General features: G+C 69.9%; 17 protein-coding genes. 2 read left to right on the top strand and 15 right to left on the bottom strand.

The annotated features are described in order from the left end of the window. Nucleotides 1-35: 35 nt before the first annotated feature. Genes SPK54_RS04220 through ruvB form a run of 5 tightly spaced genes read right to left on the bottom strand, consistent with a single transcriptional unit; the run spans nucleotide 36 to nucleotide 3,625 of the window. Nucleotides 36-935: a cell envelope integrity protein TolA gene (locus SPK54_RS04220; protein WP_330946678.1), complete on the bottom strand. Its 900-nt coding sequence runs from the start codon at nucleotides 933-935 to the stop codon at nucleotides 36-38. 10 nt (nucleotides 936-945) lie between these two features. Then, the gene (gene tolR / locus SPK54_RS04215; RefSeq protein WP_330946677.1) at nucleotides 946-1,386 is read right to left on the bottom strand and encodes a protein TolR; all 441 of its coding nucleotides are present in this window, start codon (nucleotides 1,384-1,386) and stop codon (nucleotides 946-948) included. Nucleotides 1,387-1,393: 7 nt separating this feature from the next. Continuing rightward, nucleotides 1,394-2,167: a protein TolQ gene (tolQ, locus tag SPK54_RS04210; protein WP_330946769.1), complete on the bottom strand. Its 774-nt coding sequence runs from the start codon at nucleotides 2,165-2,167 to the stop codon at nucleotides 1,394-1,396. Nucleotides 2,168-2,181: 14 nt separating this feature from the next. Continuing rightward, the gene (gene ybgC / locus SPK54_RS04205; protein WP_330946676.1) at nucleotides 2,182-2,598 is read right to left on the bottom strand and encodes a tol-pal system-associated acyl-CoA thioesterase; all 417 of its coding nucleotides are present in this window, start codon (nucleotides 2,596-2,598) and stop codon (nucleotides 2,182-2,184) included. Continuing rightward, nucleotides 2,591-3,625 (bottom strand): Holliday junction branch migration DNA helicase RuvB, encoded by a 1,035-nt coding sequence (gene ruvB, locus SPK54_RS04200; protein ID WP_330946675.1) that lies wholly within the window; start codon nucleotides 3,623-3,625, stop codon nucleotides 2,591-2,593. The genes ybgC and ruvB overlap by 8 nt, the downstream gene beginning before the upstream one ends. Nucleotides 3,626-3,717: 92 nt before the next feature. On the opposite strand from ruvB, the gene SPK54_RS04195 reads away from it, so the two are divergent. Continuing rightward, nucleotides 3,718-5,538: a diguanylate cyclase gene (locus tag SPK54_RS04195; RefSeq protein ID WP_330946674.1), complete on the top strand. Its 1,821-nt coding sequence runs from the start codon at nucleotides 3,718-3,720 to the stop codon at nucleotides 5,536-5,538. Between the two features lie 24 nt (nucleotides 5,539-5,562). Here SPK54_RS04195 and SPK54_RS04190 read toward each other — a convergent pair whose 3' ends face one another. Genes SPK54_RS04190 through SPK54_RS04175 form a run of 4 tightly spaced genes read right to left on the bottom strand, consistent with a single transcriptional unit; the run spans nucleotide 5,563 to nucleotide 9,418 of the window. Continuing rightward, nucleotides 5,563-7,476, bottom strand: a complete 1,914-nt coding sequence (locus SPK54_RS04190; RefSeq protein ID WP_330946673.1) for a potassium transporter Kup — start codon at nucleotides 7,474-7,476, stop codon at nucleotides 5,563-5,565. Between the two features lie 38 nt (nucleotides 7,477-7,514). Beyond that, nucleotides 7,515-8,102, bottom strand: a complete 588-nt coding sequence (gene ruvA, locus SPK54_RS04185) for a Holliday junction branch migration protein RuvA (protein WP_330946672.1) — start codon at nucleotides 8,100-8,102, stop codon at nucleotides 7,515-7,517. Further along, nucleotides 8,099-8,674, bottom strand: coding sequence for a crossover junction endodeoxyribonuclease RuvC (ruvC, locus tag SPK54_RS04180; protein WP_330946671.1), 576 nt, complete (start codon nucleotides 8,672-8,674; stop codon nucleotides 8,099-8,101). The genes ruvA and ruvC overlap by 4 nt, the downstream gene beginning before the upstream one ends. Before the next feature lie 24 nt (nucleotides 8,675-8,698). Beyond that, complete coding sequence (locus SPK54_RS04175) at nucleotides 8,699-9,418, bottom strand: YebC/PmpR family DNA-binding transcriptional regulator (RefSeq protein ID WP_330946670.1); 720 nt, start codon at nucleotides 9,416-9,418, stop codon at nucleotides 8,699-8,701. A 127-nt stretch (nucleotides 9,419-9,545) separates the two neighbouring features. Between SPK54_RS04175 and SPK54_RS04170 the strand changes: the two genes are divergently transcribed. Continuing rightward, nucleotides 9,546-10,685 carry a metallophosphoesterase gene (locus tag SPK54_RS04170; protein WP_330946669.1) on the top strand — a complete coding sequence of 380 codons (1,140 nt, stop codon included), beginning with the start codon at nucleotides 9,546-9,548 and terminating at the stop codon, nucleotides 10,683-10,685. Nucleotides 10,686-10,706: 21 nt separating this feature from the next. On the opposite strand, the gene SPK54_RS04165 is transcribed toward SPK54_RS04170, so the two are convergent. The 6 genes from SPK54_RS04165 to SPK54_RS04140 form a co-directional block, all read right to left on the bottom strand. Beyond that, a complete protein-coding gene (locus tag SPK54_RS04165; RefSeq protein WP_330946668.1) occupies nucleotides 10,707-11,327 on the bottom strand; it encodes an alpha/beta fold hydrolase in 621 nt (206 codons plus the stop codon). A gap of 76 nt (nucleotides 11,328-11,403) precedes the next feature. Continuing rightward, nucleotides 11,404-11,928 (bottom strand): GNAT family N-acetyltransferase, encoded by a 525-nt coding sequence (locus SPK54_RS04160; protein ID WP_330946667.1) that lies wholly within the window; start codon nucleotides 11,926-11,928, stop codon nucleotides 11,404-11,406. Beyond that, entirely contained in the window at nucleotides 11,925-13,685 is a 1,761-nt protein-coding gene (gene aspS / locus SPK54_RS04155; RefSeq protein WP_330946666.1) for an aspartate--tRNA ligase, read from the bottom strand. The genes SPK54_RS04160 and aspS overlap by 4 nt, the downstream gene beginning before the upstream one ends. Nucleotides 13,686-14,090: 405 nt before the next feature. Next, nucleotides 14,091-14,381, bottom strand: a complete 291-nt coding sequence (locus SPK54_RS04150) for a zinc ribbon domain-containing protein (protein WP_330946665.1) — start codon at nucleotides 14,379-14,381, stop codon at nucleotides 14,091-14,093. A gap of 85 nt (nucleotides 14,382-14,466) precedes the next feature. Next, entirely contained in the window at nucleotides 14,467-15,075 is a 609-nt protein-coding gene (locus tag SPK54_RS04145) for a hypothetical protein (RefSeq protein WP_330946664.1), read from the bottom strand. A 40-nt stretch (nucleotides 15,076-15,115) separates the two neighbouring features. Then, complete coding sequence (locus tag SPK54_RS04140) at nucleotides 15,116-15,616, bottom strand: GNAT family N-acetyltransferase (RefSeq protein ID WP_330946663.1); 501 nt, start codon at nucleotides 15,614-15,616, stop codon at nucleotides 15,116-15,118. Between the last annotated feature and the right edge of the window lie 64 nt (nucleotides 15,617-15,680).

The following is a 15,680-nucleotide window of genomic DNA, read 5'->3' as shown; positions in this document are numbered from 1 at the left end:
AGCTTGCCACGTGCCGGCGCACGCCGCGGTGACGGTCAGCGGTCTTCCGCCACGAAATTCAGGTCGAGGTTGCGGTTGAACACCGTCTCGAAGCCGGCATAGGGCAGCGGCGAGGCCTTGTAGATGGCGCGCTCCACCGACTGCCGGCCCGCCGCGTCGTACGGGCACGACGGCGACACTTCGACATCGACCACCTCGCCGCCCTGCAGCTGGCGGATCGAGATGCGGCAGCGCTGGCCCAGCGCCACGGTTTCCGGGCGGATCCACTGGCGCAGGATCGCCTGCTGCAGCGCGGCGGCGTACTTGGCCTGCAGGCCCGGGTCGGTGCCGCGGTTGCCGGGCGGCGGTGGCACGGTCGATGTGCCCGGATTGCGCGCATCGGCCAGCTGCTGCGCGCGCTGCTCGGCCATGCTGCGCTCGCGCGCGGCCTGCTCGCGCAGTCTGCGGATTTCCGCAAGCTGGCGCTGTCTTTCGCGTTCCTGCTCGGCCTGCTTCTTCGCGTCCAGTTCGGCCTGGTCGGGCTGCCGGCGCTTCTGCTCCTGCTCGCGCGGCACCTTGGCCACCTCCGGCGAAGGCGCGTCGCGCTGCACCTTCTCCTGTTCCACCGGCGCGGGCTCCGGCACCGGCGGCGGCAGCGCCCTCGGCTGCGGCGGGGGCGTCACCTCGTCGGGCACGGGTTCTGGCAGCGGTTCCGGTGTTTCCGGCGCCGGCGGCGGCGCGGGTTGCGCCTTGGGCGCGCGCTGCAGCGCGCGCTGCATGGAAGCGCTGAGGTCGGACACCGCCACCAGGTCGGCTTCGATGGGATCGCCCTGCGCGGCCTCGGCCACGCTGTGCTGCGACCAGCGCAGCCCGGCGAACATGAGCACGAACAGCAGCACGTGCAGGGCCAGCGCCTGCGCGAGGGCGGTCCAGGTGTCGGTGCGCGTCTGCTTCACCCGCGGCCCGTCACGGCTTCGGTTCGCCCATCAGTCCAGCGCGCGCGACCTTGGCATCGCGCTGCAGCAGCGACAGGATTTCGTAAACCGACTGGTAGCTGACGTCGCGGTCGCCGGCCACGTATACCGCCAGCTCAGGATCGGCATCGACGAAGGCGCGCACCTTGGCGACCAGTTGTTCGGCATCCACCGCCTGCGGGCGATCCACGCCCTCGTAGGTCAGCGCCAGCGCGCCGTCCTTGCCGACCTGCACCACCACCGGCTTCTTCTTCTTCTGCTCCAGGGTCTTGGCATCGGCCTGCGGCAGGTTCACGTCCACGCCCACGTTGAGCAGCGGCGCGGTCACCATGAAGATGATCAGCAGCACCAGCATCACGTCGATGTAGGGGACGACGTTGATCTCGGCCTTGAGCCTGCGCTTGCGCGCGCGGCGGGTGGATGCGGTGGCCATGCGCGCCTCAGTCGTCGCCGTGGGTCTGGCGCTGCAGGATCGAGGAGAACTCCTCGCCGAAGGTCTCGTAGCGCACCGCGATGCGCTCGGCGCGGGTGGCATAGCGGTTGTAGGCCCAGACCGCCGGGATCGCCGCAAACAGGCCCATCGCGGTGGCGACCAGCGCCTCCGAGATGCCGGGCGCGACCGTTGCGATCGTCGCCTCCTTCATGCTGGCCAGGCCCTGGAACGAAATCATGATGCCCCACACGGTGCCGAACAGGCCGACGTAGGGGCTGATCGAACCGACGTTGGCGAGGAACTCGAGGTTGCGCTCCAGCCCGTCCAGCTCGCGCGAGGTGGCCGCGCGCATGCCGCGCTGCGCGCCTTCCAGCTGCATCCGCGCGTCCACGCCGCGGCGCTGGCGGATGCGGTTGAACTCGCGCATGCCGGCCTCGAAGATCGCCTCCAGACCTTCGACGTTGCGGTGCCGCTCGGTGGCGGATGCATAGAGTTTGGTCAGCTCGGTGCCGGACCAGAACGTCTCCTCGAAGCGGTCGGCCTCGCGTTCGGCGCGGTCCAGCACCCGCTTCTTGCGCAAAATGATCACCCACGACGCCAGCGAGGCCAGCAGCAGCAACAGCATCACCAGCTGCACCGGCAGGCTGGCGTGCAGCACCAGTTGCAGGATGTCGATGCCCTGGTCGCTTTGGACCGCAGCAGCCTGCGCGCCGGTACTGGCCAGTTCCACGGTGCCGGCGGCGGCGGTATCGGGCAGCGCTTGCGGCAGCGATTGCAGCATCGTCGATGCGAGCATCAAGGGTTCTCCAACAGCGGCTTGAGTTTCGATGACAGGGAGTCCGGCAACGGACACGGGCGGAAGCTCGACGCGCGCAGCGCGGCGATCTTCACCGAAGCTGCGACCAGCAGCGCGCCGTCGCGTTCGATCCGCTGCGCCAGCACCAGGCTGGCGCCACGGCATTCCAGCAGACGCACGCTGACCGACAGCTGATCGTCCAGCCGGGCCGGGGCGCGGAAGTCCACGTCCATCGCGCGCACCACGAACACCAGGTCGGCGTCGCGCTTCATGGCGTCCTGGTGCAGGCCCAGCCCGCGCAGCCATTCGCTGCGCGCGCGTTCCATGAAGGCGAGGTACTGCGCGTGGTAGACCACGCCGCCGGCGTCGGTATCTTCCCAGTACACGCGCACCGGCCAGGTGAACGGCTCAGCCATTGTCGGCCTCGAACAGCCCCGGCGTGGTCGCCTTGGGCTTGAAGCCGAGGTGACGGTAGGCCTTCGGCGTGGCCATGCGTCCACGCGCGGTGCGCACCAGGAAGCCCTGCTGGATCAGGTAGGGCTCGATCACGTCTTCCAGCGTGCCGCGCTCCTCGCTCAGCGCCGCGGCCAGCGATTCCACCCCGACCGGCCCCCCGTCGAAGGCGTCGATGATGATGCCGAGCATGCGCCGGTCGAGTTCGTCGAAACCCTCCGGGTCGACCTTCAGCATGTCCATCGCCGCGCGCGCGATGGCTGTGTCTATAGTGCCGTTGCCCTTGACCTGCGCGTAGTCGCGCACCCGCCGCAGCAGCCGGTTGGCGATGCGCGGGGTGCCGCGCGAGCGCCGCGCCAGCTCGCCGGCGCCCTCGGCGTCGCAGGCGATGCCGAGGATCTGCGCGGAGCGGCGCACGATTCGCGCCAGTTCGTCGGCCGAGTAGAACTCCAGCCGCTGGACGATGCCGAAGCGGTCGCGCAGCGGCGCGGTCAGCAGGCCGGCGCGGGTGGTGGCGCCGATCAGGGTGAACGGCGGCAGGTCCAGCTTGATCGAACGCGCGGCCGGGCCCTCGCCGATCATGATGTCGATCTGGCAGTCCTCCATCGCCGGGTAGAGGATTTCCTCGACCACCGGCGACAGGCGGTGGATCTCGTCGACGAACAGCACGTCAAACGGCTGCAGGTTGGTCAGCAGCGCGGCCAGGTCGCCGGCCTTCTCGATCACCGGCCCGGAGGTCACCCGCAGGTTCACGCCCAGCTCGTTGGCGATGACGTGGCTCAGCGTGGTCTTGCCCAGCCCGGGCGGGCCGAAGATCAGCACGTGGTCGAGCGCTTCGCCGCGGCCCTTGGCCGCCTCGATGTAGATCTGCATCTGCTCGCGCACCGGCTGCTGGCCGAGGTACTCGGACAAAAGCTTCGGGCGGATGCTGGCTTCCAGCGCCTCGTCTTCGCGAGTGGCGCCGGGGGCGATGATGCGGTCGTCGGTCATGCGTCGATTATCGCCTGCCGCGCCGCATCGTGCCGTGCTGGCTGGCGCGACCGTCTGTTGCGGGCCTGCTGCCTGCCACCTATGCTGCAGGCATGACCCACGCCGCGACGGGCCCGGCCGTCCCGATAGCCCGACATTTGCCCTGGTTTGCCTTGTTCGCGGCGGCAATGGCAGCCTGTGGCTGGTGGTCGATCCACCTGGCTGCGGGCCCGTTGGGGTTCTCGATGTTGTGGTTGCCGGGCGGCGTCCTGTTCGGCGTCCTGCTGTCCGCGCCCAGGCAGGCATGGGGCGGTTATCTGGTCGCCGCACTGTTGGGAATCCTGGCGGCCAACGTCCAGCGCAACGGGTTGGGACTGGTGACCCTGGTGCTGAGCCTGTGCGACGTGATGGAAACGTGGCTTGCGGCGGCGCTGGTGGTTCCACGCGTGGACGTGCGCCAGCTGGGCAACATCAATCGCACCCTGCGCGTCAGCGGCCTTGCCGTCCTGGTGTCCTGTGCCTTGTCGGCGCTGGTGGCGGCGGCCGCGCGCCACATCCTGCTGCCGCAGTCCTTTGGCTTCGCCCCCCTGTTCAAGACCTGGCTGGCCTCGCATGCGCTGGGCATGGTGATTTTCGGCGCGCTGACCGTCATCGTCCGTGCGGAAGGACGGCGCATGCTGGGCCCGCCGGCGCGACGCCTGGAACTGGTGGTCACGCTGCTGGTCATCGCGATCAGCAGCTGGCTGGTGTTCGAGCGCGGCCAACTGCCGGTTGCCTTCCTGCTGCTGCCGCCACTGATGGTCTGCGTGCTGCGGCACCACTTCAGCGGCTTCGTCCCGGCCATCGCGGTGATCGCCCTGATAGCGGCCATGGCCACTTCCGCGGGACGTGGCCCGTTCGTGCTGGGCTCGGAAACCAATGACCTGGTCCGCTCGTACCAGCTGCAGCTGTACCTGCTGTGCTGCTGCTGGGTGGCCTTCCCGGTGGCCTCGGTGCTGGCGGAGCGACGGGTGCTGACCCATCGGGTGGCACGCAGCGAACGACAGTACCGGATGCTGGCCGACTATTCCCGCGACCTGATCATCCGCGTGGGCACCCATCGCAACCTGGACTACATCTCGCCCTCGGTGACCGAGCTGCTGGGCTGGACGCGCGAGGAATACGACCAGCAGCGCTGGGAGCTGATCCACCCGGAAGACGTAGCGATCCTGCGCGACACGATGGACTCCCTGTATGAAAAGGGCGGCTTGGCCAGCATCGTGTACCGCTGCCGGCACAAGCAGGGGCATTACATCTGGCTGGCGGCCAACGTGCGCAGCGTCACCGACGCCAACGGCCGCGCCGCGCTGGTGTATTCCGGCCGCGACGTGACCTCGCGCGTGGAAGCCGAACTGGCGCTGGAGCAGCAGATCCGGCGCGACCCGCTCACCGGGCTGGCCAATCGCCTGCTGTTCGACGAGCGCATTGCGCTGGCGCTGGCGCGCGGCGGGCGCAACCGCACCCGGGTGGGACTGCTGTACATCGACCTGGATTACTTCAAGTCCGTCAACGACACCCATGGCCACGCGGTTGGCGACCTGGTGCTGCGCGAGTTCGCGCGGCGCCTGAGCGGCTGCATTCGCTCGGTGGACCTGGGCGTCCGGCTGGGCGGCGACGAATTCGCGGTGCTGGTGGAGGACATCGCCACCACGCAAAGCCTGCAGTTCGTGGCGAACAAGCTGGCGACCGCCATGCGCGAGCCGATGACGCTGGGGGAGCTGACCCTGCATGTCACCGCCAGCATCGGCGTGGGCATGAGCGGATGCGGCCAGACCGACGCCGCCGCGCTGGTACAGCTCGCCGACGGCGCGCTGTACCAGGCCAAGGCCGCAGGCCGCGACACCTGGCGGCTGGCAGTGGCCGAAGGCCCGAACGACTGCGACGGCAACGCCTGAGCGGGTGCGAATCCGGCCCGCGCCTCAGATCTCGACCTGCGCGCCCAACTCCACCAGCCGGTTGCCCGGAATACGGAAGAAGGTCGTGGCCGGCGCGGCGTTGCGGTGCATGAAGACGAACAGCTTGTCGCGCCAGGTCGGCATGCCGCGGCGGTGGCCGGCAACAATGCTTTCGCGGCTGACGAAATAGGTGGTGTCCATCGGGTTGAAGGTGAGGTCGCACTGGTCGCAGCTGCGCATCAGCGCCAGCGGCACGTCGGGCGTCTCCATGAAACCGTAGCGGATCAGCACCCGGTGGAAATCCTGGCCGCCGATGGATTCGATCTTCAGCCGCTTTTCCTCCGGCGCGTACGGCACGTTGAGCGTTTCCACCGTCAAGAACACGTTGCGTTCGTGCAGCACCTTGTTGTGCTTGAGGTTGTGCAGCAGCGCATGCGGCACCACCACCGGACTTGCGGTGAGGAACACCGCGGTGCCCGGTACCCGCACCGGCGGCGCCAGCATCAGCCCGGGCAGGAAGGTATCCAGCCGGATCCCTTCCTTGTGGATCTCCGCGTTGAGCAGCTCGCGCCCACGCCGCCAGGTCCGCATCATGGTGAACAGCACGATGCCCAGCACCACCGGGAACCATGCGCCCTGCAGCAGCTTGGCGCCGTTAGCGGCCACGAAGGCCACGTCCACCACCAGGAAGCCCAGGCACAGCGCCACGATCCAGTGCCGCGCGCGCGGCCACAGCATGCGCGCCACCAGCGCCAGCAGCAGGGTGTCGATCAGCATCGTCGCCGATACCGAGATGCCGTAGGCCACCGCCAGGTTGGAGGAGCTGCGGAACGCCAGCACCAGCCCGAACACCAGCAGCGCCAGCCCCCAGTTGATGCCTGGGATGTAGATCTGCCCGATGGTGTCGTGCGAGGTGTGCTTGATCCGCATGCGCGGGATGTAGCCCAGCTGCATGGCCTGCCGCGACACCGAGAACGCGCCGGTGATGACCGACTGCGAGGCGATCACCGCCGCCATCGTCGCCAGCACGATCATCGGATACAGCGCCCACTCCGGCACCGCCTCGTAGAACGGGTTGGACACCGCGCCGGGGCGCTGCAGCACCACCGCGCCCTGGCCGAGGTAGTTCAGCATCAGGCAGGGCAGCACGAAGAAGTACCAGCCGTGGCGGATCGGCGGCGCGCCGAAATGGCCCATGTCCGCGTACAGCGCCTCGCCGCCGGTGACCGCAAGCACCACCGCGCCGAGGATGAACACGCCATGCCAGCCATGCTCGACGAAGAAGCGCGCCCCCCACCACGGATTGAACGCCTTCAGCACCTCGGGGGTGGCGATCACGTTCCACACCCCGATCGCCGCCAGCGCCAGGAACCACACCACCATCACCGGGCCGAAGACCTTGCCCACCCGCTCGGTGCCGAAACGCTGCGCGGCGAACAGCCCCGCCAGTACCACCAGGGCGATCGGCACCACGAAGCGTTCCAGCCCTGGCGCCGCCACCTCAAGCCCTTCCACCGCGCCCATCACGGTGATGGCGGGGGTGATGACGCCGTCGCCGAAGAATAGCGAGGCGCCGAAGATGCCGAGGATGCCGACCACGTAGGCCGAGCGCGACCCCTTGCTGAGGGTGCGCTGGGCCAGCGCCATCAGCGCCATGATCCCGCCCTCGCCGTCGTTGTCGGCGCGCATGATGATGGTCACGTACTTCAGAGTGACCACGATGTTCAGCGCCCAGAACGCCAGCGACAGCACGCCCAGCACGGTGTCGTGGTCGTTGCGCAGGCCGTAGTGCGGCGAGAACGCCTCCTTCAGCGTGTACAGCGGACTGGTGCCGATGTCCCCGAAGACGACGCCGATGGCGCCCACCACCAGCGCCAGCCCGGCAGCCTTGCCGGACTGGACGCCATGCGCATGCGACGGCTGTGCGGGAGTGCTCATGGGTGCTCGCAGGGAAAGACGGGGCAGCGGGAGGCGGTTCAGCGCAGCGCCGACTGCAGCGCCTTGCGGATGATGGTTTCGGCGGCGTCGCCGTCGGCGGCGGCCTTCTTCGCCATGCGCTCGGCCTCGGCGGGTTTGTAGCCCAAGGCCTGCAGGGCGGTAATGGCCTCGGACAGCGGATCGCCCGGCATCCCGGCGCTGGCCGCGACCGGGCCGCCGGCCAGGTCGGCCGCGCGGTCGCGCAGCTCCACCACCATGCGCTCGGCGGTCTTCTTGCCGATGCCGGGGATGCGGGTCAGCGCGGTCACGTCGGAGGTCTGCACCAGCCGCGCGAACTCTTCGACGGACGCCCCGGACAGCACCGCCAGCGCGATCTTCGCCCCGATGCCGGAGACCTTCTGCACGTCGCGGAACAGCCGGCGCTCGGCTTCGCGCAGGAAGCCGTACAGCGAGACGCTGTCTTCCTTCTGCGCGTGGTGGGTGAACAGGAACACCTCGCGGCCCACGTCCGGCAGGTCGTAGAAGGTGCTCATCGGCGCCTCCAGCTCGTAGCCCACGCCGTGCACGTCCACCACCAGCCACGGCGGCGCCTTGTGGATGAGGATGCCTTTCAGTCGCCCGATCATCGCCTACCCCTGCCCTTGCGGCCCCAGGCTGCGCGCGCATCCACGCCCAGCCGGTTGGCGCTGGCGCGGACATGCGCATGGGTGATCGCCACCGCCAATGCGTCGGCGGCGTCCGCCTGCAGCTTGCCCGGAAGTCCCAGCATCACCCCCACCATGTGCTGCACCTGCAGCTTGTCGGCGCCGCCGCTGCCCACCAGCGCCAGCTTGATTTCCTTGGCGGCATATTCGCTCACCGGCAGGTCGCGGGCCACGCAGGCGGCCACTGCCGCGCCGCGGGCCTGGCCCAGCTTGAGCGCGCTCATCGCGTTGTTGGACAGGAACACCTGCTCCACCCCAACCTCGTCCGGCCGGTACTGCTCGATCAGCGCCCACAGCCCGTCCAGCAGCTTGCGCAGGCGAAGCGGGAAGGATTCGGCGTCCAGCAGGACCAGCGGCTGGTGGTGGACGTGCGTCACTTTGCCGTCGGCAGCGACATCGATGATGCCAACGCCGGTGCGCTGGGAACCGGGGTCGATCCCCAGCACCCTCACCGTCGCCGCGCGCCCGCTTCCGGATTGCAGATTGGAAACCATCGGACAGCGCGGCCTCAGGCGGGCTCAGCCCAAGCCGGCCGCGTTGGAATAGACGTCCTGGACATCGTCCATGTCTTCCAGCCAGCGCAGCAGCTTCTGCACCTGCTCGGCGGTCTCGCCGGCCACCGCGGTGTCGTTGTCGGCGCGCATGGTGACTTCGGCGAAGCCCGGGGCCAGCCCGGCCGACTCCATCGCCGCCTTCACGCCGGCAAAGGCCTCGGGCGAGGTCAGCACGTCGATGGCGCCGTCTTCCGGGTACACCACCACGTCATCGGCGCCGGCCTCGATGGCGGCCTCGGTGATCGCGTCCTCGTCCGCGCCGGCGTCGTAGCTGAGCACGCCGAGCTTGTGGAACATGAAGGACACCGAGCCCTCGGTGCCGAGGTTGCCGCCGAACTTGCCGAACGCATGGCGGACATCGGCCACGGTGCGCACGCGGTTGTCGGTCAGGCAGTCGACGATCACCGCCACCCCGCCCGCGCCGTAGCCCTCGTAGCGGATCTCCTCGTAGACCACGCCTTCCAGCTCGCCGGTGGCCTTCTTGATGGCGCGCTCGATCACGTCCTTGGTCATGTTGACCGCCAGGCCCTTGTCGATCGCCGAGCGCAGCCGCGGGTTGCTGTGCGGATCGCCGCCGCCGGCGCGCGCCGCCACCGAAATTTCGCGGATCACCTTGGTGAAGATCTTGCCGCGCTGCGCGTCCTGCGCGTTCTTGCGGGCTTCGATGGAGGGGCCACGTCCCATGACAGTATCCGGCCGGAAATGCGAAGCGGCGGATTATACGGCGACCGCTCCGACTGCGTGCTCGAATCTCAGGTGCCGCTTAACATGGCCCGTCTTACCGTGCCGCAAGCCCCTTGCCGGATACTCCATGGCCGCCACCGTCCGATCCGTTCTAGCCATCCTGGGCCGAAGCCTGCTCCTGGGCTGCCTTGCGGCTGCGACCACCGCCTGCGCCGCCACCGAACCCGCCCCTGCGGCCATCGACGGCGACGGCCCCTACGTGTTCCGCGCGCCGGGCAACCGCCTTGAGGCGCTGTGGGTATGCAAGGGAAAGGTTGTGCGCCGGAGCTTTCCCGCGCGCGACGGCACCCGCATCAAGCCACGCTGCGGCTATCCGCGCGCGCTGGCGATCCCGGCGCGGATCGCCGCGGGCGAAGCGCCGCTGCCCGCGGGCGCGCGCATCATCGCCATCTCCGACCTCCACGGCCAGTACGGCCTGACGCTGCGGCTGCTGCGCGCCAACGGCGTGATCGACGGGCAGGACCAGTGGAACGCCGGCCGCGACCACCTGGTGGTGGCCGGCGACGTGTTCGACCGCGGCGAGGACGTGGCCGAAACGCTGTGGCTGCTGTTCCAGCTGCAGCAGCAGGCGCGCGCTGCCGGCGGCGCCGTGCATTTCCTGCTGGGCAACCACGAAACGATGGCGCTGTACGGCAGCACCCGCTACGTGCACCCGACGCTGATCGACAACGCCCGCCGGCTGGGCCGCAAATACGACGCCCTGTACGCCGCCGATTCGGTGCTAGGGCAGTGGCTGCGCACGCGCCCGGCGCTGCTGCGGCTTGGCGACACCCTGTTCGTGCACGGCGGTATCTCGCCGGCCAACCTCGAACTGGCGGTCGCTGCGGCCGCGACCAATGCCGCCTACCAGCACAGCCTCGGCACGCCCAAGGCGACGCTGGAGGCCGACCTGCGCCTGGCCCGCCTGTACGACCACAAGGCCAGTCCGATCTGGTACCGCGGCTATTTCGACGGCCAGCTGGACACGCCCGCCGTGCGCGCGCTGGCGGCGGAGCTGGGCGTCGCGCGGATCGTCGTCGGCCACACCACGGTCGGCGAAGTGGCCAGCTTCCACGACGGCCGGGTGATCGCCATCGACGGCGGCCTCAAGCGCGGCCGGACCGGGCAACTGCTGTTCATCGAGGGCGACCGGCTCAGCCGCGGCCTGCTGGATGGCCGCCGCGAGGCGCTGCCGGCGCTGCGGGAACTGCCGGCCGATCGGGACTGAGGCGGACGCCGGAGCGGATCGTCAGAGCGCCGGGAGGAACCGGCCCGCGCGCAGGAAATGTCCCGCCTGCCTTGCCGCCTCCGCCGACCACACCAGCCCGGCATGGCTGCAGTGGACCACGCAATGATCGGCCAGCCCGGGCAGCCGGGTTTCCTCCAGCGCCACGGTGCCGTCGGACGCGCCGTCGAAGCGGGCGAACAGCCGGCCCATGCCCTGCGCCACATCGCCCGCGACCACGCCCAGCGCCGCTGGCCCCTCCCAGGACGCCAGTCCGGCCTGCAGCAGCGCCGCACTGCGGCCCAGCAGGGGCCGCGTCCATGCACGCGCCGCCACGTCGCGCGCGATCCGGCTTCCGCGCAGCGGCGAACCGAGGCAGACCACCCGCGACACCGCTGCATCGGGTGCCTGCCGCAGCGCCTCCAGCGCGATCAGGCCGCCCAGGCTGTGCCCGACGACGCCGTCGACCGGCGCGTCCCGCAGGCGTCCGACCAGGGATCGGATGGCCCGTTCCGGGCCGCCCACCACGCTGGCATAGCCGAACGGCTCCGGCTCGAAGCCCTGGCTGCGGAGCCGCGCAGCCAGCGGCACCAGCCACCAGCGGGCGTTGTGCAGGCCGTGGACAAGCAGCAGGCGACGCGTCATGGGGCAGGCGATCAGCGGATGGTTCCGGACAACCTGTGGCCGCCACCGCAGCGCCACAAGTCCGGGTAGGCGCGAGTTACGGTTGCGCAGGCCGCCGGTACATGAACTCGCGGTCGCGCTGGGCGCCCACGATGAACGCGTATTCGCCGGCGAAGGCGAAGCCGTAGCGCGCGTAGAAGCGCTGCGCGCCGGGATTCTCCGACCACACCGACAGCCACAGCGTGCGCGGACCGTCGCGCAGCAGCCACGCCATTGCCGCATCCATCAGCGCGCGGCCGGTGCCGGCGTTCTGGATGCCCGCACGGACGTACAGGCGCTTCAGCTCGCCGTCCTCCGGCCGCACATCGGCATGCGGCAACCCGCACGGGCCGGCCTGCGCATAGCCGATGGCGCGGCCCGCATCGTCTTCGGCGATCCACAGCGCGTAGCGCGGATCCGCCAGGGTCTTGGCATACGCTTCGACGCCGTGGCTTTCGTCGAGGAACGCCTGCAGGTCTTCGGGCGTGTACAGATGCCCGAAAGTCTCCACGAAGGTCGCCGCGCCCAGCTCCGCCAGCACGGCGGCGTCGGCAGGCGCGGCGCGGCGGATCGTGGCGCTCACGCCTGCGGCCGCACCTGCACGTGCACTTCCGCCAGCTGCGCGTCCGCGATCTTTGAGGGCGCATCGGTCATCAGGCACTGCGCGCCGGTGGTCTTGGGGAAGGCGATGACGTCGCGGATCGACTCGGTGCCGGCCATCAGCGCGGCGATGCGGTCGATGCCGAAGGCGATGCCGCCGTGCGGCGGCGCGCCGTACTTCAGCGCGTCCAGCAGGAAGCCGAACTTGGCGCGCTGCTCGTCGGCGCCGATGCCGAGCAGGTCGAACACCGCCGCCTGCATCTGCGGGCGGTGGATGCGGATCGAACCGCCGCCGATCTCGTTGCCGTTGAGCACCATGTCGTAGCCGCGGCTCACCGCGGTGCGGGCGTTGGCGCGCAGGTCGTCGATGGAATCCACCGCCGGCGCGGTGAAGGGATGGTGCAGGGCGACAAAGCGCTGCTCTTCCTCGTCCCATTCGAACATCGGGAAGTCGGTGACCCACAGCGGCGCCCAGCCGTCGGCGACAAGATTGAAATCCTTGCCGGCCTTCAGCCGCACCGCGCCCATGAAGTCGCTGACCTTGTTGTAGGCGCCGGCACCGAAAAACACGATGTCGCCGTTGCCGGCGCCGACGTGCTTGAGCACCGCCTCGAACGCGCCTTCGGCGAAGAACTTGGCCACCGGCGAAGTGACCGCGCCGGCCTCGTCGATCTTGGCATAGGCCAGGCCCTTGGCGCCGTACTTGGCGGCGTGCGCGGCGTACTCGTCGATCTGCTTGCGCGACAGCGCGGCGCCGCCGGGGATGCGCAGCGCCGCTACGCGGCCATCCGCGTCGTTGGCGGCGCCGGTGAACACCGAGAACTCGCAATCCTTGACCAGTTCGGCCACGTCCACCAGCTCCAGCGCGATGCGCAGGTCGGGCTTGTCGGAGCCAAAGCGGCGCATCGCCTCGGCCCAGGTCATGCGCGGGAACTGCGCTTCCAGCTCCGCGCCGATCACTTCGCGGAACACGCTGCGGATCATGTCCTCGGTGAGGTCCTGCACGTCGCGCTCGGATACCCAGGCGAACTCCATGTCGAGCTGGGTGAATTCCAGCTGGCGGTCGGCGCGCAGGGCCTCGTCGCGGAAGCAGCGGGCGATCTGGTAGTAGCGGTCGAAGCCCGCCATCATCAGGATCTGCTTGAACAGCTGCGGGCTCTGCGGCAGCGCGTAGAACTCGCCGGGGTGCATGCGCGCCGGCACCAGGAAGTCGCGCGCGCCCTCGGGCGTGGCCTTGGTCAGGATCGGGGTTTCGATGTCCTGGAAGCCGCGCGCGTCGAGGTAGTGGCGCAGCGCCGACACCAGCTTGGTGCGGGTGCGCAGCTTGCGCTGCATGTCCGGGCTGCGCAGGTCCAGGTAGCGGTACTTCAGGCGGATGTCCTCGCCCGGGTTCTCGTGGTGGTGGAACGGCAGCGGCTCGGCCTTGTTCAGCAGCTCGATCGTCTCGGCCACCACTTCGACCTGACCGGTCCGGATCTTGTCGTTCACCGACTGGCGGCGGCGCACGGTGCCGGTGATGCGCAGGCAGTCCTCGTAGCCCACCGCAGCGGCAGCGGCCAGCATGCCGGCATTGCCTTCAGCCTCCGCCGGTTCGGCGACGATCTGCACGATGCCCTCGTGGTCGCGCAGGTCGATGAACACGATCTGGCCCATGTTGCGGGCGACGTCGGCCCAGCCGCAGAGGGTGACGGTCTGGCCGATCAACGCGTCGTCGATCAGGCCGCAGAAATGGGTACGCATGGAAGCTCCGGGGGGCGCAGGGGCGCGCGGGCGTGGCGCCGGCGCGAGCCGGGCATTTTAGCCGATGCGGGAGCGGCAGCCGCGCGCGCCCCGGACGGTCTGGCGCCGAGGGTAGTGCGGGGTTCGGCCGGCAGACGCGGCACGCTTGGCCGAAGGGGTATGTGGCGAGACGGAGGGAAAAGCGCCGGTCATCCTGACGGCGGAACAGGGGAGGCCGCGCAAGTCGCGGCCCGATATCCGCTGGGTTGCGCGGCCTCCCCCGCCCCGCCGGGAAGATTTGGGCGACTCGTGACATTGAAAGCCGTAACGCTCGTCACTCCCGCATGGGCGGCCGTCCTGATTTTTCGCTTTTCGAGACACGGCTTGCCCGCCTGCGTGGGCATGACGGACCCAATTGGCGTGGACTCAGTCGCCGCTGGCCGGCTTGCTTTCCGCAGCGGGCTTGGCCGCCTCGGGCTTGCTCTCCGCGGGCTTGGCGGCGTCGCCGGCCAGGTTGCGCTTCTTGTCGCCGTCCTTCTTGAAGTCGGTTTCGTACCAGCCGCCGCCGGCCAGGCGGAACTGCGGGGCGGTCAGCTGCCGGCGCACCTGCCCTTCCGCGCCGCAGGCCGGGCAGGCGGCGGGATCGGCGTCGGACAGCTTCTGCAGCTTGTCGAAGTGATGGCCACAGGCGGCGCAGGCGAAGGCGTAGATCGGCATGGCAATGGCGGCAGGGAAACGACGGGAGCGAGGTGGGGACGGAAGGCGCGGTTTCAACACGCGCGTCGATCAGGCCGCGGACAGGTCACTGTCCCCACGGTGCCGGCGGCAGCGGCACCGGCGCGGTGAGGTCGAACTCGACCTGGAACAGGCGCCCGCCCGGCCGGCGCAGCTCGTACAGGAAACGCTTGCCCGGCTCGATTTCCATCGCCCAAGCGTTCTGCAGCGAGGCGCCCAGGCCCTCGCGCTCGAACATCGCGCGGGATTCGGCATCCACCGGGAAGACCTGCCGCAGCGGCGTGCCCGCATCGATGGTATCGCCGCCATACAGGGTCACCGCATCCGGGCTGCCATCGGCATGGCGGTGGTCGTGCTTCAGACGCAGCCCATCGGCGGTGCGGGTCAGCACCCAGGTGCGCGAACGATCGTCGCCGACGTGGAAGGGGATGCGCAGCCCTTGCGCCGGCGCCTCGCAGCCGCGCACGTGCATGACCAACGGCTTGCCTTCGAATGCGTCCGGCTTCTCCTGGCGCGGTTCGTTGGCGACGATCCGCCCGGCGTACGCCTTGCCGCAGTGCGTCGCGATGGCCGCCAGGAAGGCGTCGGCGGGCGTCGCCGGGGAAGGCGCGGCCGCATGGGCGCCGAAGACGAGGGCGAGGAGGACGGCAGGGACAATGCGCAAGCGGGGCTTCATCCGCACAAGCTACCCCGCCGGCATCCGCCGGACAAATCGGTCAGGCCCGCCCGATGCGCCACAGCGGCAGGTCGCGCCGGGTGCGGAAGCCCATGCCCTGGTAGAGCGCGCGGGCGCGCAGGTTGCCGTGGCTGACGTGGAGGAGCGGCTGCAGCCCCTCGTCCTGCAGGCGGTTGGCCAGCCAGGCGGTCAGGCGCCGCGCAAGCCCGAGGCCGGTGAATTCCGGATGCGTGCAGATCGCGCTCTGCTCGCGATAGCCGGCACCCCCCAGGCGTTCGCCGATCATCGCCGCCAGCCTGGTCCGCCCCGTCGCGTCGGGCAGGTAGATGCCGAAGTAGCGGCCCAACGCCATGGTCCGCGCGCGGAAATAGTGCGGGTACACCAAGGCCGTCAGGCCGTGCGCATCGGCCTGCTGGCCGGCGCCCTGCAACGGCAGGATGGGCGGGCCGTCCGGCACCGGCAGGGCGGCATCGCAGGTCATCTGCGCCAGCAGCTCCGGCGGATCCAGCCGCCAGCGCGACGACAGCGCCGCCGGCGCCACCCCCAGCCTGACCGCGGGTTCGCGATCGGGCAGCAGGGTGTCGAGGGCGCCACCATGGCCACGT

The organism is Thermomonas sp. LB-4, from assembly GCF_036409385.1.
Lineage (GTDB): Bacteria > Pseudomonadota > Gammaproteobacteria > Xanthomonadales > Xanthomonadaceae > Thermomonas.
The sequence above is the reverse complement of the archived record's forward strand: the minus strand, read 5'-3'. Positions and strand labels throughout refer to the sequence as shown.